16 protein-coding genes, 1 tRNA gene and 1 other RNA gene are annotated in these 17810 nt (G+C 39.9%); 14 read left to right on the top strand and 4 right to left on the bottom strand.

Features of this window, described 5'->3' with window-relative positions:
* The first annotated feature begins 57 nt into the window (after positions 1 to 57).
* From ACTD55_RS02760 to ACTD55_RS02745, 4 genes are all read left to right on the top strand, one after another.
* Positions 58 to 147: transfer RNA gene (locus ACTD55_RS02760), tRNA-Ser, on the top strand.
* Between the two features lie 210 nt (positions 148 to 357).
* A complete protein-coding gene (locus tag ACTD55_RS02755) occupies positions 358 to 1662 on the top strand; it encodes an outer membrane protein transport protein (RefSeq protein WP_438862773.1) in 1305 nt (434 codons plus the stop codon).
* A 382-nt stretch (positions 1663 to 2044) separates the two neighbouring features.
* Positions 2045 to 3511, top strand: coding sequence for a RimK family protein (locus ACTD55_RS02750; protein WP_438862772.1), 1467 nt, complete (start codon positions 2045 to 2047; stop codon positions 3509 to 3511).
* Between the two features lie 2 nt (positions 3512 to 3513).
* The gene (locus ACTD55_RS02745) at positions 3514 to 3954 is read left to right on the top strand and encodes a GNAT family N-acetyltransferase (protein WP_438862771.1); all 441 of its coding nucleotides are present in this window, start codon (positions 3514 to 3516) and stop codon (positions 3952 to 3954) included.
* Between the two features lie 34 nt (positions 3955 to 3988).
* On the opposite strand, the gene ACTD55_RS02740 is transcribed toward ACTD55_RS02745, so the two are convergent.
* Positions 3989 to 4786 (bottom strand): RMD1 family protein, encoded by a 798-nt coding sequence (locus tag ACTD55_RS02740; protein ID WP_438862770.1) that lies wholly within the window; start codon positions 4784 to 4786, stop codon positions 3989 to 3991.
* A 201-nt stretch (positions 4787 to 4987) separates the two neighbouring features.
* Between ACTD55_RS02740 and ACTD55_RS02735 the strand changes: the two genes are divergently transcribed.
* Positions 4988 to 6097 carry a GNAT family N-acetyltransferase/peptidase C39 family protein gene (locus ACTD55_RS02735; protein ID WP_438862769.1) on the top strand — a complete coding sequence of 370 codons (1110 nt, stop codon included), beginning with the start codon at positions 4988 to 4990 and terminating at the stop codon, positions 6095 to 6097.
* A 198-nt stretch (positions 6098 to 6295) separates the two neighbouring features.
* Here ACTD55_RS02735 and ACTD55_RS02730 read toward each other — a convergent pair whose 3' ends face one another.
* Together ACTD55_RS02730 and ACTD55_RS02725 are read right to left on the bottom strand one after the other, a co-directional pair.
* Complete coding sequence (locus ACTD55_RS02730; protein WP_438862768.1) at positions 6296 to 6853, bottom strand: DUF1415 domain-containing protein; 558 nt, start codon at positions 6851 to 6853, stop codon at positions 6296 to 6298.
* A 16-nt stretch (positions 6854 to 6869) separates the two neighbouring features.
* The gene (locus ACTD55_RS02725) at positions 6870 to 7334 is read right to left on the bottom strand and encodes an Lrp/AsnC family transcriptional regulator (RefSeq protein ID WP_438862767.1); all 465 of its coding nucleotides are present in this window, start codon (positions 7332 to 7334) and stop codon (positions 6870 to 6872) included.
* Between the two features lie 214 nt (positions 7335 to 7548).
* Between ACTD55_RS02725 and ACTD55_RS02720 the strand changes: the two genes are divergently transcribed.
* Positions 7549 to 8604: a Leu/Phe/Val dehydrogenase gene (locus tag ACTD55_RS02720; RefSeq protein ID WP_438862766.1), complete on the top strand. Its 1056-nt coding sequence runs from the start codon at positions 7549 to 7551 to the stop codon at positions 8602 to 8604.
* A gap of 84 nt (positions 8605 to 8688) precedes the next feature.
* Positions 8689 to 8785, top strand: an RNA gene (gene ffs, locus ACTD55_RS02715) — signal recognition particle sRNA small type.
* 14 nt (positions 8786 to 8799) lie between these two features.
* On the opposite strand, the gene ACTD55_RS02710 is transcribed toward ffs, so the two are convergent.
* Positions 8800 to 9063 carry a late competence development ComFB family protein gene (locus ACTD55_RS02710; RefSeq protein WP_438862765.1) on the bottom strand — a complete coding sequence of 88 codons (264 nt, stop codon included), beginning with the start codon at positions 9061 to 9063 and terminating at the stop codon, positions 8800 to 8802.
* Between the two features lie 123 nt (positions 9064 to 9186).
* Here ACTD55_RS02710 and ACTD55_RS02705 point away from each other — a divergent pair, with 123 nt between their 5' ends.
* The 7 genes from ACTD55_RS02705 to ACTD55_RS02675 all read left to right on the top strand — a co-directional run bounded on the left by ACTD55_RS02705 (position 9187) and on the right by ACTD55_RS02675 (position 17804).
* Entirely contained in the window at positions 9187 to 10275 is a 1089-nt protein-coding gene (locus ACTD55_RS02705) for a tryptophan 2,3-dioxygenase family protein (RefSeq protein WP_438862764.1), read from the top strand.
* A 208-nt stretch (positions 10276 to 10483) separates the two neighbouring features.
* Positions 10484 to 13516: a TonB-dependent receptor gene (locus ACTD55_RS02700; protein WP_438862763.1), complete on the top strand. Its 3033-nt coding sequence runs from the start codon at positions 10484 to 10486 to the stop codon at positions 13514 to 13516.
* A 597-nt stretch (positions 13517 to 14113) separates the two neighbouring features.
* Positions 14114 to 14887, top strand: coding sequence for a DUF3450 domain-containing protein (locus ACTD55_RS02695; protein ID WP_438862762.1), 774 nt, complete (start codon positions 14114 to 14116; stop codon positions 14885 to 14887).
* A gap of 5 nt (positions 14888 to 14892) precedes the next feature.
* Positions 14893 to 16245 carry a MotA/TolQ/ExbB proton channel family protein gene (locus tag ACTD55_RS02690; protein WP_438862761.1) on the top strand — a complete coding sequence of 451 codons (1353 nt, stop codon included), beginning with the start codon at positions 14893 to 14895 and terminating at the stop codon, positions 16243 to 16245.
* Between the two features lies 1 nt (position 16246).
* The gene (locus ACTD55_RS02685) at positions 16247 to 16771 is read left to right on the top strand and encodes a MotA/TolQ/ExbB proton channel family protein (RefSeq protein ID WP_438862760.1); all 525 of its coding nucleotides are present in this window, start codon (positions 16247 to 16249) and stop codon (positions 16769 to 16771) included.
* 12 nt (positions 16772 to 16783) lie between these two features.
* On the top strand, positions 16784 to 17185 hold the full coding sequence (locus ACTD55_RS02680; RefSeq protein WP_438862759.1) for an ExbD/TolR family protein: 402 nt from the start codon (positions 16784 to 16786) through the stop codon (positions 17183 to 17185).
* Between the two features lies 1 nt (position 17186).
* Entirely contained in the window at positions 17187 to 17804 is a 618-nt protein-coding gene (locus ACTD55_RS02675) for an energy transducer TonB (protein WP_438862758.1), read from the top strand.
* Positions 17805 to 17810 lie beyond the last annotated feature (6 nt).

Raw genomic sequence — 17810 nt, 5'->3', positions numbered from 1 at the left:
AATAGTGCGCCAACGCAGAAAATATGTAGATATTACTGTGTTTAATGTAACGAATTTGGTGAGATGGCTGAGTGGCTGAAGGCGCACGCCTGGAAAGTGTGTTTAGGTTAACCCCTAACGAGAGTTCGAATCTCTCTCTCACCGCCATTATTTAATAACCCGTTATTATTTAGGTAAAAAATAGTAACGGGTTTTTTAATGCTTCCACTGCGTCGAGAGCAATTCAAATAAAAATGAGTCCGCTCATTTTTCGGTCATTTGATAATATTTAAACTTTATGGATAAAGAATTGATAGCGATGTCCGCTTCGACGTGGATCAGGTTAACGTTCAATCTTTGTAGTAGAAAGAGAATATTATGAAACTTAAAAAAACACTTCTGGCAATCAGTTTAGCCACTTTATCTTTAGATACCTTCGCCGCGGCTTTTCAGTTAGCTGAACATAGCGCGTCGGGTTTAGGACGTGCGTTTGCTGGTGAAGCTGCGATTGCTGAAAATGCTTCTGTTATAGCCCGCAATCCAGCCTTGATGTCACAGTTCAGTCGTAGTCAATTTTCCCTTTCTGCCACTTACGTTAAGCCGGATGTCAGCTTACAGGGTCAAAGCGCTCCGGCCTATTCCAATGTGAGTGCGATGAATGACGACAGTATTGCTGATCACGCTATTATCCCTGCAGCATACTTCGTATTGCCTATTGATAAAAAATGGGCTTTTGGATTGGGAGTATTTTCCAATTTTGGATTGTCGACTGAATTTGAACCCAACTATGCAGCCGGGCAATTAGCAGGTAAAAGTGACATTACCACAATGAACCTGAATGCCGCATTGTCCTACAAAGTTAACCAGCAATTTACCATAGCGGCGGGTATTAGCTATATTTCCGCAGACGCGCAGATTATTCGTCATTTTGGCGATATTAGTAATGCCCTTGCTGCGAATGGAATTACTATCCCTGCCTCGACTGAATCGATTAATTTGGAAGGGGATGATAATGGCTATGGTTGGAATGTTGGTATCGCCTACGATGTCGCGCCAGGCCATCGATTAGGCTTACATTATCGAGCTGCCACAGACATCGACTTTACTGGTAAAATCAGTAATCAGTTACCTTACATACCAGGCCTTTTTGATAATGGCTTAAATGGTAAGGAATATGCTGCAAGTTTAGAATTGGAATTGCCTGCTACATTAGAATTTTCAGGTACTCATCAACTCTCTGAACAAGCCGGTTTGCACTACAGTATTCTGTGGACAGACTGGAGTAGTTTTCAAGCGTTGCAGGCTTATTCGTCAGAGCTTGAAAGTCAATTTGACGATGGGCAGGTATTTAGTAAGGAAGAAGGGTTCAAAGATGCAATGCGCTATGCGATTGGAGCCGATTATAAGCTCAATCAGAACATAAAACTGCGTGCTGGTATTGCTTACGATAAAACTCCGTCCAAGCAGCATTTGTCTATTTCTATTCCCGATACTAATCGGTTATGGTTCACAACCGGTGCCAATTATGCGCTAAGCGAAGACTCATCAATTGATGTAGGAATAGCGTATTTGAAAGGCGATAAGCAGACTTTTAGTGAAGCCGATAATTCTGGTGGTGTATGGAAATTTAAGTCTGAGGGAAATGCCTGGTTAGTGTCAGCTCAGTATAATCGGACGTTCTAATTTCTATCGCGTTTATATAATCAGGATATTAATAGTTAAGTAATGCCGTTATCTTATTAACGGCATTTTTATGTCACCATACCGATAATATTTCATTATCAGCACTCCAACATATACGTTTTGTCATTTCTGACATTCTATTCTTTATTTAAAGTACTCAATTAAAACAATTTTCATTGCGTTGGATTTATCTATTGCCAGCAGGGTAAATAGGTGATATTCAGCACGCATAAAGCTTAGTAAGGTAATAATGACACTAGTTTTCTGTTGAACTCACTTCACATGAGTGAAATACAAGAACTTATAATTAAAGCTGAACTAATTATTAGCGAATTGCCGCTGACGCAGTGCTCAGTAACCATCTCCATAAATGAGTTTAGAGATGAATAAAACCATTATCGTTGCAGACAAAGCAAATCTATTGCTGGATGACAGTGAATTAACGGTTATCAGTTTTGAAAGTTATTTGGCTGATTATCCAAAACTGAATGAACCCAAGACCCGCATTATTAATTTATGTGATACCGAACATTATTTAAGTTGCGGTTACTATTGTTCGCTTCTGGCGGAAGCCAGACGCCATAAAGTACTACCTAATGTTAGTACTATCAATGACTTACGTGATATGTCAAATGATAGCTTAGCCGGTATTCTAGTGACTTTGCCAAGTGAGCAAATCGGTCAGGTGGTCGATGGCAATATTATTGAAATTATGGTCTTTTTTGGTTGGACAGAACAGGAAGACTGGAAAAAAATAGCCCGTCAGGCATTTGAAAAATATCCTTCACCGATTTTAACGTTGTCCATTTCAAAAGATCCCAATGGTATGCGTATTCAGGTGCGTCGTTCCGGGTTAAGCCAATTGAACGATGACCAACAGAAGCAATTTCAAGAGCGTTTACTGACTTTTACTCGCAATGTCTGGCGACATGGCGGGTCGCAGCGTCGTCAGCGTTGGGACTTGGCTATTTTAGTTAATCCTGATGAAACACATCCGCCAAGTGACAAGGATGCGATTAAACAGTTTATTAAAGCTGCAGCTAAAGAAGGTATCCATGCCGAAACGGTCAGTGCGGTGCGCTTTAGTCAGATTGCTCAATATGATGCGTTGTTTATACGGGAAACCACTGCAATTGATCATCATACCTATCGATTAGCGCGTAAAGCTGAACAGGAAGGATTGGTGGTCATTGATGATTACACATCAATATTACGTTGCTGCAATAAGGTATTCTTGCATGATGCCTTTAGTTACAACAAAGTCCCTTCATTGAAAACTAAAGTGGTTATCGGTAGCACGGATAAGGATTTAGATTATATTGAGCAAGAATTCAGTTATCCGATCGTGTTAAAAATGCCGGAAGGATCATTTTCCAAAGGCGTATTTAAAGTCGAAGATCGCAGCGAATTGAAGAACAAGCTTGATGATTTGCTGTGTAGTACTGCATTGGTGCTGGTTCAGGAATTTTTATATACCGATTTTGACTGGCGTATTGGCGTACTAAATGGACGTGCAATTTATGCCTGCCGCTATCATATGGCACGTAAACATTGGCAAATTTATAATCATGGTGCCAAACGTTTTTCGTCGGGAGGTTTTGAAACCTTACCGACTTTTGAAGTGCCTAAAATTGTCCTGGATGCAGCCCTTAGTGCTTGTTCTATTATTGGGCGCGGATTGTATGGTGTGGATATTAAACAAAAAGGCAACCAAGTTTACGTCATTGAAGTTAACGATAATCCAAGCATTGATCATAAAGTGGAAGACGCTTATTTAGGCAATGAATTATATAAAATCATTATGCAAGAATTTGCCCATCGTCTTGAGCAGCGTGGTCGCGAAAAATAGTGATGAAAGTCAGAGTCGCCAATTTGGCAGACGCTAAAACATTAAGTCTGATTGAACAACAATGTTTTGTGACTGATCAAATACCACCCCGCCAAATGCGCTATTTGTTAAACAAAGCAAAAGCGCAAACGTGGTTAATGGAACTAGACGGCCAGATAGTGGGATATTGTATGGCGTTAATGCCAAACCATCCCCGTTCGGCAAGATTATACTCCATTGCAGTGTTAGCCGAATATCGGGGGAAGCGGATTGCCAATCAACTGATTGAGGCAATGCTACGTGAATTAAAACAGCGTGGTTATTCAAAAGTCAGGCTCGAAGTCCGCTGTTCACAGCATAAAGTACAATCCTTGTATCAACAGTTTGGCTTCGTTACGGTGGCTGAATTAGCTGAGTATTATGCGGATAACGAGAGCGCTTTTCGCATGGAAAAGGCGCTCTAGGTTAATTCGTCTAAATATCAAAAAGGCAATGGCCTTAGCCGAGCATTGCCTGTATTTCTTGAGCGCCAAACATGACTATTTCGATGGCAATCAAGATAATAATAATCCACTCCAAAAAGGCTGAATGTTGGTGTTTTTGCTCATCGGCTAACATGCCAAACAGTTCATGAATTGTTGAGAGCTTTTTGGATAATATTTCTACTCTAGGGTGGATTTCCAGGTAGCGGGCCGCGACATTATAGGTTGCTTCATATTCGGGATATTCCCAAAAAAAGTTAGGGGTATCGAGTAATTCGTAATGGAGGATAATATCACTCTTGGTACTAAACAAATTTCCGCGTATTTTAGCGATCTCTTTACGACTAAGTTCTATTTTACCGGTTTCAGCCAGCGCGTGGGGTAGATGGGCATAATTCTGAATGGTTTGTTGTGCCTGGAATTCATATTCATTCAATTTAAGAGATTGAGCTAGGGCATGACTGATCGCAAGCCGATTTAACAGATCGTCGTCGGCCAATACAATTTTATCCTGACTAATACGTAATTCGTTCCCTCCCGTTATAAATCGAAAGTGCTCTTGGTTATCAGCTTGAATCGGATGGTTTTCCAACTGTAAGCGGTGCAATAATGCGCTTCGTTCATCTTCATCAACAGCCCAGAATATAATCACGCCATAATCAAATACCCAAACTTCCCCTCCTGGTAGGGGGATATGAACCGCATCCCGATAACGAACGCTTCGTTCGTTATTAAGGCGTTCTATATGTTCAGACCCAGTGATAAAAATATCACCTAAATTAATTGCTGAAACACGATCATTAGCAAAAGTCATTATCAATCCAAATGTACAGGGAAGCTAAATAACCTCAATTCGAGGTCCATGACTAAAAGCATAAGATAATCCTGTCTTACGTCACTGTCGATAGGCTAAGTGGCACATTGATAAAGTATTTTTTATTACGGGCATATTTTCTTTGCTAACAGCAGAGTATGCTCTGTGCTTGAATATTGGCAATGACATTACTTGATAATAATGAATAGCAAAATTGAAATTGAACATGCCCGGTTAGATCACTTGGACACGTTGGTTAAGTTAGAGAAACAATGTTTTGCGACAGATCGATTAAGTCGTCGCAGTTTGCGTCGTTTTTTAAACAGTGAACAAGTCATTTTTCTGGTTGCAACACAAAATGGTGAATGTGTGGGCTATTTGTTGATCATTTTTCATCGCGGCACCAGTCTAGCTAGATTATATTCCATCGCAATTGATATGCAGCACCGACGAACTGGCATCGGTAAAGCGCTAATGCTAAAGGGAGAAAAACTAGCGCAGCAAAGGGGGGCTCTGTACATTCGCCTTGAAGTCAGTCAAACGAATGCTGGTGCCATTGAGTTTTATCATTTATTTGATTACAAAGAATTTGGATTATTACCTGATTATTATGATGATCATGCCGACGCTTTACGCATGCAAAAGCGAATTCGTCAATATAAGCAAGGGGCGGTAAAAACAGCGTTGCCCTGGTGTCAACAAAGTACCCCTTTTACTTGTGGCCCTGCTGCATTAATGATGGCAATGGCAGGATTAAAACCGCAATACCAGCCTAATTTGACCGAAGAACTGCAATTATGGCGAGAAGCCACCACGATTTTTATGACCTCAGGGCATGGTGGATGTCATCCTATCGGTCTTGCTTTAGCCGCTGCCCAGCGTGGATTTACCCCCGAAGTATGGATAAGTCAGTCCGGTGCGCTATTTATTGATGGGGTACGCAGTGATGAAAAAAAGTCAGTCATTGAACAAGTCCATAATGATTTTGTTTATCAGGCACACCAGCAAAATATTGACATTATTTATCAAAATATTGAACAAATGACCTTAACTGAAGCATGTGACAGGGGCGCTGTTCCAATTGTGCTAATTAGTACCTATCGAATGGATCGCAAAAAAGCGCCTCATTGGGTCGCTGTCACCGGTTATGATGAGCATTGTTTTTATGTACACGATCCAGATCCTGATGAAAAGCATCAGGATTTAGTTGATTGCCAATACTTACCTATTGCACGGGCTGATTTTGAAAAAATGTCTTCTTTTGGTAGTAGCCGGCTGCGTACAGCGTTGATCTTGTCGTACAACGATTAATCAACTCAGCATTGATAATGAAAAATCATAAATCAAGAAGCTTTTTTGATTGGTGTTGAGTGCTTGTTTTTGAAGTCTGTTAAGGTAAATTGTTAACGCTGGTTTCAACTTATTAACAATATTGCAACCAGCTTGATAGCTCGTACGTGATTACGGTTTATCTTCCTAGGTCTTTGTGTTTGGTGTTTTAGTGCGACTTTATGGTCGCACTTTTTTTGTGTCCAAATATGGGAAAAGTGTTGCTATTTCTTCACTAGATAATTGCTCCATACGGGCAATATTGCGTGCTGGAATTTTTTCTGGATGAGGATAATCCATTAAGGCTTTTTCCAGTTCATCTTCTCGTAAAATGTGCAGAATTGGATAGGGAGAGCGATTTGTGAGGTTCTCATTGTCATCAGGTTGTGTGCCACCAAATTGATAATCTGGATGAAAGCTGGCTATTTGAAAAACACCTTGCCAGTTATATTCAATTAGTAAATCATCAGCCGCCTGTAAAAATTGATTATAGTCATCGAAGTTATTTAACCCGTATTGCAGAATTAATAATGTGGTTGATGTTTGCGGATTTTCAGTTAAATAACATAATTCTTCATATAAAGCGGCAAGTATGTCTGTTTCATTACGAGCGTCGTTGTTTATGATTCTTATCTGATTCTGACGACGTGGTTTACTGGCAAAGGGACATAAATTGAAGCCGATTACGGTATTATCTAACCAGCGTTCTACCGCTTTTATTGGATCATTATTTTTCATCAAGTGAGACAACTGACTAACCTTTTATTGGTAATTCAGTCGTATATTTGACTTGCTTCAAGGCAAACGTCGAACTTAGATGATCGACATTTGGGAGATGCGTCAGTTTACTTTTTAGCAAGTGTTCGTATTCTTCGATACTTTCCACCATGACTTTTAATAAATAATCCCGGTCTCCGCTGGTAGTGTGGCATTCAACGACTTCGTCAATATCCTGTACTGCAATTTCAAAGTTGTTCAATGCGCTTTCATCATGATTTTTAAGAGACACATAAATAAAAACACTCACCCCTAAATTGAGTTTTTTATTGCTCAATAACGTGACTTTACGCAATATAATCCCTTCACTTTCTAAGCGTTTTACTCGTCTCCAGCAAGGGGTATGTGATAGGCCGACATGCACACTTAATTCTGCCATGGAGATAGTCGCGTTTTGTTGTAAGGTGCGTAAAATTTGTTTATCAAACTTGTCTAGTTTCATATTTAGCTAGTCATAATTCCGGTGCGACAAGGATGCGTAAAAAATGTATCTTAATCAATCTAAAAAAATAGGAATTTACTCCTAATTTTTATTGTTTTTTGGAAAAATTAGTTTCCATCTGATGAGTTTGAACGATCAATTATGCAAAATATGTCCTCGCCATACTAGGCTACTATTAGAGCCTACCTACTCACTCAATAATAAAAGGCATTCAATGTCATTGTTCGAACATAAAGCTTATAACCAGCATGAACACGTCGCGTTTTTTCAGCATAAAAAATCGGGTTTAAAAGCCATTATTGCGATCCACAATACGAATCTTGGCCCCGCTTTGGGGGGATGCCGTATGTGGCCCTATATGAACAGTGCAGAAGCGCTCACTGATGTACTGCGTTTGTCTAAAGGGATGTCCTATAAAGCTGCGATGGCAAACCTTAAATTAGGTGGCGGAAAATCAGTTATTATTGGTGATCCTCGTCAGGATAAAAGTAATGACATTATGTTGGCAATGGGGGATTTTATTCAAAGTCTGAGTGGTAAATATATCTGCGCTGAAGACTCTGGAATATCAGTGGATAACATTAAAGTGATGGGGCAACGGACTCAATATGTCAGCGGTATTGAAGCGAAGTTTCGTTATGATGGTGGCCCAGCTGATGGTAATCCTGCGCCTTCAACTGCCTATGGGGTTTTTATGGGGTTGAAGGCTGCTGTTAGGCACAAATTACAAAGTGACATACATGGGCTGACCGTTGCTATTCAAGGCTTAGGCCATGTAGGGTATCGCTTAGCCGAGCATCTGCATAATGAAGGAGCCAAGCTAATTGTAACTGATATTTTTCCGGATAATTTGGATAAGGCCGTTACCCAGTTTGGTGCAACTGTGGTTAAACCCGATCAAATTCATGCGGTTCAAGCTGATGTTTTTGCACCATGTGCTTTAGGGGCATCAATTAACGACGATAGTATCGATGATATTAAAGCACGAGTTATTGCCGGAGCTGCAAATAATCAATTAGCTGAAGAACATCATGGTGATCGTCTGAAAGATAAAGGTATCTTGTATGCCCCTGATTACGTTATTAATGCCGGTGGTGTGATCGATATCTATCATCAACGGATGGATAGCAGTGCTGCAAAATTACGTGACCATATTGAAGGTATCGGTGAAACATTATCGGGTATATTTAAACGCGCCGATGATGAAAATAAAGCCACGAGTACGATAGCGAATATTATCGCTGAAGAACGGTTTTTGAGTGGTTATTAATCAGTTGAATGGAACTGGCTTGCATAATTGGGCTGCATTGTAGATAATGCGCGCCGCCTTAACAGGCGTGTTCAATGGTGACCCTTTTGGTCCTCTCGCAATGATACTTTGTGGACTCGGTCAGGCCCGGAAGGGAGCAGCCGCAGCAAAGGACTCATGTGCCGTGATGTGGCTGGAGGGGTTGCCACCCAAAATTCATTCAGATTTTTGGTCCAGAAATTTCTTTGCTTTATCTATGGCATCTGCGACATTCATTTCCATTTGCTGACGTTCGTTTTGTGGAAGATAAAATGACATGTCGACCTCAAAGCGAATATAGCGTGGTGGAACCTGATTGAGTGCCAAACAGCATAAGTCTGCAAGGTAATTACTGCTCTTGGTTTTATCTAGTCCTAAGGTTTGAATGCGTTCCAGAATTAAGTGTTCATAATAATTATGAATATCATCATCTAAAGTCATGTTTAGTTAGTCTCGTAACGAATTGAATAGTAAACAGTATTATCGCTTTAACGGTTTTGTCTAGGGGTAATAGCAAGTTTATTGTTATGAGTAAATGCCCATAATGAATTTTAAGGTAACCATATGAAGAAAAATCAAATACCGGTGTACTATGGAGAGTATCTGCAACTGGATAAACTATTATCCGCGCAGCAAACGGAAAGTGCCAAGTATGGTCCGGCAGCTCATGATGAAACATTATTTATTATTGTCCATCAAGTTTACGAACTTTGGTTTAAGCAAATATTGCATGAACTATCTACGGTTATTGATATTTTTTCGCAGGCTAAAGTGGATGATCGTGACTTGACCGTTGTGGTACATCGATTAAAACGTGTTGTGTCAATCCAACGGTTGTTAAACGATCAAATCAGTATTATCGAGACCATGACACCCCAAGATTTCTTGTCTTTCCGGGATTATTTGGTACCTGCTTCTGGTTTTCAGAGTATTCAATTTAAAATATTAGAAATTTCTTTAGGGTTAAAAACTCAATATCGAATCGATTTTGATAAACAGTCGTTCTTTAAACGATTAAATGATCCTGACCGTATCTTTTTACAGCAGTTAGAACAAAAGCCCAGTTTATTTGAACTGGTAGAAAAATGGTTGGAAAGAATGCCGTTTTTGTCGTTCGGTGATTTTGAATTTTGGCAGTATTATCAGTCTGCTACCGAAAAAATGCTTAATAGTGATAGCGAAATTATCAATGCAAATCCAACATTGACCGACGCTGAAAAACAGGTAGAGCTTAAGGATTTAGCTAATACACGATCCAGCTTTAGTGCCTTGTTTGATGATGAAATTTACGCTCAGTTACAAGCAGTAGACCAGGTCAGGTTATCCCGACAGGCAATGCTATCAGCCTTATTTATTCAGCAATACTCAGAAGAGCCTATTTTTAATTTAGCTCATCAATTTATAACTTGTTTAACAGATATTGATGAGAATTTAACTATTTGGCGCTATCGCCACGCAATGATGGTGCAACGCATGCTTGGCAGTAAAATCGGTACTGGAGGTTCGAGTGGACATGAATATTTAAAACGCACCACGGAATCAAATCGTATCTTTAAAGACTTCTTTAATATGGCCACTTTTTTGTTACCTAAATCAGCGCTTCCAGCGCTACCACAACACGTAATAAAGAATTTAGGTTTTTATTCGATATAAAATAACTGTAAATATTTATGTACAAAAGACTGGTTATTAATTATTCGAATGAAGGAACTTAATAGTTTGATTAAGAAAGGGTGGTTGACCCTTCATTTTATCTCGGTATATCATCGAAGAGAGGCTTATCACCTTGCTTTAAATAAAAAGCTGCTTATAAGCGGCACAAACACAGTCACTAAAAATTAGTGATCCAGGGAGAAAATACATGTTTACATTTAAGAAAAGCGTAACAGCTTTAGCTGTTGCTGCTTCACTTGGGTTAGCAATGCCAGCTGTTGCGGCTAATTCAACATCAAATATTGTTGGTACCATTGTTGCTCAAGACTATTCTCAATATACAGTAACCGCTTCAGAACCAAGTACTGGGTATAGTCGTGAAATCTCCATCAATAGTGATGGTAGTTATCGTTTTTCTCAGTTACCTACGGGTGAATATGATATTACGGTAATGAAAAATGGTCAGGTTGTTGGTCAAGATAAGGTACGTGTAAAATTAGGTTCAAATAGTACTAGTAATTTTGACTTTGTAACTTCTGGAACTGAAGTAATAGAAGTTACTGGAGCAAGAATTTCGGCTGTTGACGTATCAACAACTGATTCCGGTTTAGTAATTGGTGAAGTGGAATTGGATCGTATGCCAGTTGCGCGAGACATTACTTCTGTTGCTTTATTAGCTCCGGGTACCATTAAAGGTGATTCAGGCTTTGGTAACACTGCATCTTTTGGTGGTTCGTCGGTAGCAGAAAACTCCTGTTATATTAACGGCCTTGAAGTAACTGATACTCGCCAAGGATTAGGGTGTGGTTCAGTACCATTTGAATTTTATAAAGAGTTTCAAGTTAAAACCGGTGGTATGTCAGCGCAATTTGGTCGTACAACTGGTGGTGTGGTTAACGCAGTAACTAAAAGCGGTACCAATGAATGGGAATTTTCAGCAACAGCTACATGGAGCCCTGATAGTCTTCGCAGCGATGGCCGTATTTCTCGTGGTGATGGTGGTACTGGTAAAGTATTTCGAGATACTACTCGCGATACCTATGACAAAAAAGATTTCAGTATTTCCGCAGCGGGTCCAATCATTGAAGATACTCTATTTATCTATGCGATGGTTAACCCTCGTGAAGTTCAGGATGACTTTGCTTATGCGAATGGAACGCGTCGTATCACAGATGTAGATGAGTTCCGTAAAAGAGATTCTTCTGGTGGTGATAACTTGTTCTGGGCGGGTAAACTTGACTGGCAAATTAGTGATAACCATCGTTTAAGTTATTTTGCTTACTCTAACCGTAGCGATACAACGGAAGAAATATATAATTACAACGCTAATACAGGCGTAATCAGTGTTGGTGAGTCAGGTGAGCCTGAAATTAACCTGAGAAAACGTGGTGGCGAAGCTCAAAGCTTAAGTTATACCGGTTATTTAACGGATGATTTGACTTTGACAGCAATGGCTGGTCGTATTGAAACCCAATATACAACTGAGAAGCCTGGTGCCGATCCAAATTGTCCTTCTGTAAATGATACTCGTGATGTCACTAACCCATATGAAGGTTGTGGTCAAGGTGGTTCGATTGGTGAAAACTATGATGAAAATACTCAGTATCGTTTGGATTTAGAGTATGTATTAGGTGATCACACAATTACTGCCGGTTTAGATATTCAGAAACGTGAATCAACTAATATCACTGAACCTGTTGGTGGTCATAGCTGGACCTACTATACGTTAGAAAATACCGGGACAATTCAAGGGACTTCATATACAAATAATACTGGTGGCCCAATTGATTATGTTAGTGATCGTATCTTTGTCGGTGGTGGTGGTTTCAATTCAGACTTGAATGCTTACTACATCGAAGATAACTGGCAAGTTACTGATAACTTATTGTTATCGATTGGTCTACGTAAAGACAAATTTGAAGGTGCGGGTATAACAGGTAAGACTCTGTATGAATTTGATACTGATGTTGCTCCACGTTTAGGTTTTAGCTGGGATGTTAATGGTGATGGAAATACTAAGGTGTTTGGTACTTTCGGAACATATTATTTGCCAGTAGCTAACAACACTATTTATCGTGCTGCATCTGGTGTGAGTGATGTGACAACTTATTACTCATTCACTGGTGCTGACAATGCGGGGGTTCCAACGGGAACTGCGCCAATTACCGGTAACCTAGATTCTTCACAGGCAGTTAACTCAGTAACAACTATTCCACAAAAAGATATTTTTGTGGCTCAAGAAGCAGATCCATTTGCTAAAGATGAATATATCTTGGGTTGGGAACAGGCTGTTAATGACGAGTTCTCTTACTCAGTACGTGGTATTTATCGTGAGGTAACTAGCGCACTTGATGATTACTGTGGTGAGTTTGCTTATCCATATTGTTTGTTAGTTGTACCAGGAAAAGATGCGACTTCTTATAAAGATGGTTTCTATTATTATGGTAATGGTGACCCAAGAAACTATCGTGATTACGACCTTTTCGATGGTGAACCTGATCCAGGCTCTTTGACAACTATTCCTGCTGAAGATATTGGTTTGCCTAAAGGGGTTAACGAGTATACCGCGATTCAAACTAAGTTTGATTACCGCACCGATAACTTCCGTATGAGTTTCCAATACACATGGTCTCGTAGCGTGGGTAACTTCGAAGGTGCTGTTAAATCAGATATCGTTCAAGCTGATGCTGGTGTAACACAAGACTTTGACTTCCCGGCTCTAATGGATGGGGCTTATGGTTATCAAGCCAATGACCGTCGTCATGCGTTTAAAATGTTTGGTAGTTACGACATAAACGATGATTGGACATTCGGATTCAACGCGAGTTTGTATAGTGGGCGTCCATTGTCTACCTTCGGTCGTGGTTATCCGGATGACAATCCAGATGTCTATGGTAGCTATGGTGATACATTCTATATTTATACTGGCCAATGCCCAGATAGTAACGGTGACGGAGAATGCCAACAGTCAGAAAAAGTATATAACTTTACACCTCGTGGAAGTGCAGGCCGTACTCCATGGTTGTTTAATGTTGATGCTTCTTTGACTTATAACTTTACTGTTTCTGGTGTTGATATGAAGGCTTCTTTGAATGTATTCAATGTATTGGATAATCAAGAAATCACAAACTCAAATGAACATTATGAAATTAGTGAAGGTAATGTTAGTGAATGGTATGGCGCTGCTTATGATTGGCAAGCTCCTCGTTCTGTACGTTTAGGATTTGAAGCTAGGTTCTAATCAATTACTAACTGTAAATGCCTCCGGGACGTTGATGCCAGTCAATTTTATTGACTGGCATTTTTTTATAATGAGTCTCAGGTATACCAGTTTAGTATTACTTCATTAATACAGTTGTCATGTCAATTTGACGTATTAGTAATAGTCTATGTGGGACGTCTGTTTATATTCACACACTAAGCCTTTAAGCAATCGTATGTAAAACAAACTATTGTAGATTTAGATGTTCCTTCGTTATTTTAAAATACCGAAGAATATATCCTTCCGGATTTTGTTTTCAGACGAAAATTTATTTTTTTTAATATATTATCTGAGAGTGTTTAAAATATTTTTAATTACAAATCAATTAATTAGCTAGTTAAATATACTGGTGCAGCAAGCTTTTTATGTTTTTGTTTTAAACAAGGATAGAATATTTCATTCCATTTTATCGGCTTGACAATTTACATCTATCCATGTGAATATTCGACGGTCGTATACGTTGTCATTTAATGGCAGTGTTACACTCCAATAACAATTCGTTTTCATAAGCCCCTTATCGCTTAGGCGTTGTTGCCGTAAGATAAGGTTTCAAAACAAAATAATTGGTTGGGAACTATGTCCAAAGTAAGCAAAAGAAATATGATTGCTGCTTCTGTTATCGGTGCCTTTGCACTGGGAAGTAGTCAGATTGTTTCTGCAGATACATTAAATGACCTTCATAAAGAAGAAGGTAAAATTCATGCCGCTGCAGCACAATCTCAAAAGAAAATTGACAGTATCTATGAGCAAACTCAGGAACTGCTAGTTGAATATCGTTCAGTTGTTGATGAAACTGAGAACCTAAAAGTCTATAACGATCACGTAGCTAGACTTGTTGCTGATCAACAGGCTGGTATTAGTTCTTTGCAGAAGCAAATCGACGGTATCGAACAAACTAAGCAGGGTGTTGTTCCTTTGATGTATCGTATGATTGACGCACTTGAGCAGTTTGTAGAGTTGGATGTTCCAATCAACTACGAAGTGCGTAAAGAACGTATTGCCCATTTACGTGAGACGATGGGACGTTCAAACGTTTCTGTTTCTGAGCAATTCCGTCAAGTGTTAGAAGCCTATCAGATTGAAAATGAATACGGTTCTAAAATCACCAGTAATCAAGGTAAGCTTGAATTCAACGGTAAAGAAATTTCAGTTGATTTCTTTAACTTAGGCCGTACGGCTTTAGTCGCTTTGTCACTTGATCAGAAATCAGCTTGGGTATGGAATAATGACTCTCGCACTTATGATGAATTAGGTGATGAATATATAAGCTCAGTTGTTACCGCTGTGAAAATGGCGAAAAAACTGGTTCCATTTGACCTGATTAAATTACCTATCAAAGCAGCGGAGTGATCAGAATGAAACTATTATTCAAATCTGTCTTACTTACAGCTGCATTGTCTGTAAGTGCAGTTCATGCACAAAGTGCAAACACACTGGATCAATTATTGGATCAAGTGAAGAAAAATCGTGTTTCTGAAGCACGTATTAATCAAAAGCGTGAAGCTGAATTTAATTCTGCTCGTGCGGATAAACAAGCTCTGGTTAAGAAGGCTCAAGCAGAACTTAAAGCCGAACAAGCTCGCGGTGACCGTTTAGCCAAACAATTTGCTGATAATGAAATCACGTTAGCAAATAAAGAAGTTGAACTTAAAAATGCCACCGGTACTTTAGGCGAAATGTTTGGTGTTGTTCGTCAAGCATCTGCTGAAGCTTATGGTCGTATTTCTTCTTCTATTGTTAGTGCTGAATACCCTGGTCGTTCAGATTTCCTTGAAGAAATGTCATCTGAAACTAAAGGTTTACCTAGCTTAAGTGAACTGGAAGAACTTTGGTTCGCACTTCAAACTGAAATGACTGAGTCAGGTAAAGTATCTCGCTTTAATACTGAAGTTGTTAGTCTTGACGGTGGTTCAAAAACTGAATCAGTAGTACGTGTTGGTACCTTTAACCTAATCGGTGAAGAGGGTTATCTAGTATATGACGCTGAAAGCAAGCAAGTGCTTCCTTTAGGTCGTCAACCAGATTCTTACATGACTGACTCAGCAATTGATTTCTCTAAAGAAACTTCTGGTGTTCATCCTTTCTATGCGGATCCTTCTCGCGGCGGGATTTTGGGTCTGTTGATTGCTAAAGCAACAATGATGGAACGTTATCATGCAGGTGGTTTACCAGGTTATGTTATCACTGGTTTATTCTTCCTAGGTTTATTAATTGCCTTGTATAAGATCATCACATTGACGTTGATCGGTGGCAAGATGCGTTCTCAATTGAAGAATATTGAAAATCCTTCTTCAGGTAATCCTTTAGGACGTATTTTAAATGTCTATAAAGAGAATAAAAACGTAGACGTTGAGAATCTGGAGTTGAAACTGGATGAAGCGATTTTACGTGAGTTACCAAGCATTGAAAGTGGTACCAACATCATCAAGATCCTTGCTGCCATTGCGCCGTTACTGGGTCTATTGGGTACAGTAATCGGTATGATTGCAACCTTCCAGCAAATTACTTTGTTTGGAACAGGTGACCCTAAATTGATGGCTGGTAGTATCTCAATGGCGTTGGTAACAACGGCTGAAGGTATTATTGCTGCATTACCGCTACTACTTCTACACAGCATGGTAGCTGGTCGCGCAAAATCTATTGTACATATTCTGGATGAGCAGACTGCTGGTATCATCGCTGCTCACGCAGAGGCGGAGAAAGCATAATATGCTATACCTGATTGGATTATGGGAATCGGTCAGGGATTTTATCGCTGCTGGCGGTGACGTTCTTTACGTTGTCGCCATAGCGCTCTTCCTCATGTGGATATTAATGGTTGAGCGTTATTGGTTTCTGACTTCCTCTTTTCCAGCAATACAAAAGCGTATTGTTGCGGATTGGGAAGCAAGAACAGACACCAAGTCCTGGTATGCGCATAAAATCCGTGATACATGGATTTCGCAAGCATCAGATAAGCTTAGTGAGAGAATGATATTGATTAAGACGCTAGTTGCTATTTGTCCATTAATAGGGCTACTAGGTACAGTTACGGGCATGATTGGTGTATTTGAAGTCATGGCTGTGCAAGGTACCGGTAATCCGAGATTAATGGCCGCTGGTATATCTATGGCAACTATTCCAACTATGGCTGGGATGGTAGCAGCGTTATCTGGCGTGTTCTTTAGTTCACGCTTGGAAGCTAGAGTTAAGCTTTCTAAAGAAAAATTAATCGATAGCTTGCCTCATCATTAAAGAGAGAATTTTATGGCTCGTAAACATCGTGCAGAAGAAGAAGAAGCAACCATTGATATGACACCGATGCTTGACGTCGTGTTCATCATGTTGATCTTCTTTATTGTAACCACCTCTTTTGTTAAAGAGGCCGGTATAGAAGTAAATAAACCGAAGGCTCAACAAGCCACCAAGCAAAAGTCCGCTAACATTTTTATTGCGATCAATGAAAATGGTGATATCTGGATGGATAAACGTGAAGTAGATGTAGAACGTGTTCGTGCTAACCTCGAAAGAATGTTAGCAGAACAGCCTACAGACGTTGTTATCTTGCAAGCTGATGTGAAAACTAAGCATGGTGATGTGGTTGAGGTTATGGATCAAATCAAAGCAGCTGGCATTGACAGGATCTCGGTAGCAGCAAAGGATAATTAATATGGTTCGTCTAATAGTATCTATACTTTTAGGTGCGGGTATTACCTTTGCTTTGTTTGTGTTGATGGCCGAGTTAATTTCTAACTCGTCCAGACCACAAGAAGAATCGGCACCGACACCGGTGATTGACATTGTGATGAACGAACCTGATTCAAGTACTCAAGTTCGTAATCGGGTTCCGCCGCCGCCGCCGCCGCCGCCGCAACAGCCTCCTAAATTAGAGCCTGTTGAACCGGATACAGCTGATGCTAACAATAATGCATTGTCTTTCAATATTCCTGGTGTGGATGTTGGTGGAGCTTCTGTTGATATTGGCGCTCCAGGGGCAATGATGCGTGATGGTGAAGCTACACCTATTGTGCGAATTGAACCCAAGTATCCAATGCAAGCTGCTCGTGATGGTAAAGAAGGCTGGGTACAGTTATCTTTTACTATTAATGAAGTTGGTGGGGTTGATGACGTAGAGGTAATCGATGCAGATCCTAAACGTGTTTTTGACCGTGAAGCCAGACGAGCGCTGAGTCGTTGGAAATATAAGCCTAAGATTGTTGACGGCAAACCAGTAAAACAATTCAATATGAAAGTTCAGTTAGACTTTAAGTTGGAGGGTGGTTCCTAATGATGA

The organism is Neptunicella sp. (assembly GCF_048268085.1).
Taxonomy (GTDB): domain Bacteria; phylum Pseudomonadota; class Gammaproteobacteria; order Enterobacterales; family Alteromonadaceae; genus Neptunicella.
The sequence above is the reverse complement of the archived record's forward strand: the minus strand, read 5'-3'. Positions and strand labels throughout refer to the sequence as shown.

Coding starts and splice junctions, on each gene's coding strand:
- ACTD55_RS02680 (WP_438862759.1), top strand. CDS start 16,784: ATGGCTCGTAAACATCGTGCAGAAGAAGAAGAAGCAACCATTGATATG.
- ACTD55_RS02700 (WP_438862763.1), top strand. CDS start 10,484: ATGTTTACATTTAAGAAAAGCGTAACAGCTTTAGCTGTTGCTGCTTCA.
- ACTD55_RS02740 (WP_438862770.1), bottom strand. CDS start 4,786: ATGACTTTTGCTAATGATCGTGTTTCAGCAATTAATTTAGGTGATATT.
- ACTD55_RS02705 (WP_438862764.1), top strand. CDS start 9,187: ATGAAGAAAAATCAAATACCGGTGTACTATGGAGAGTATCTGCAACTG.
- ACTD55_RS02710 (WP_438862765.1), bottom strand. CDS start 9,063: ATGACTTTAGATGATGATATTCATAATTATTATGAACACTTAATTCTG.
- ACTD55_RS02690 (WP_438862761.1), top strand. CDS start 14,893: ATGAAACTATTATTCAAATCTGTCTTACTTACAGCTGCATTGTCTGTA.
- ACTD55_RS02730 (WP_438862768.1), bottom strand. CDS start 6,853: ATGAAAAATAATGATCCAATAAAAGCGGTAGAACGCTGGTTAGATAAT.
- ACTD55_RS02745 (WP_438862771.1), top strand. CDS start 3,514: ATGAAAGTCAGAGTCGCCAATTTGGCAGACGCTAAAACATTAAGTCTG.
- ACTD55_RS02685 (WP_438862760.1), top strand. CDS start 16,247: ATGCTATACCTGATTGGATTATGGGAATCGGTCAGGGATTTTATCGCT.
- ACTD55_RS02695 (WP_438862762.1), top strand. CDS start 14,114: ATGTCCAAAGTAAGCAAAAGAAATATGATTGCTGCTTCTGTTATCGGT.
- ACTD55_RS02675 (WP_438862758.1), top strand. CDS start 17,187: ATGGTTCGTCTAATAGTATCTATACTTTTAGGTGCGGGTATTACCTTT.
- ACTD55_RS02750 (WP_438862772.1), top strand. CDS start 2,045: ATGAATAAAACCATTATCGTTGCAGACAAAGCAAATCTATTGCTGGAT.
- ACTD55_RS02735 (WP_438862769.1), top strand. CDS start 4,988: ATGAATAGCAAAATTGAAATTGAACATGCCCGGTTAGATCACTTGGAC.
- ACTD55_RS02725 (WP_438862767.1), bottom strand. CDS start 7,334: ATGAAACTAGACAAGTTTGATAAACAAATTTTACGCACCTTACAACAA.
- ACTD55_RS02720 (WP_438862766.1), top strand. CDS start 7,549: ATGTCATTGTTCGAACATAAAGCTTATAACCAGCATGAACACGTCGCG.
- ACTD55_RS02755 (WP_438862773.1), top strand. CDS start 358: ATGAAACTTAAAAAAACACTTCTGGCAATCAGTTTAGCCACTTTATCT.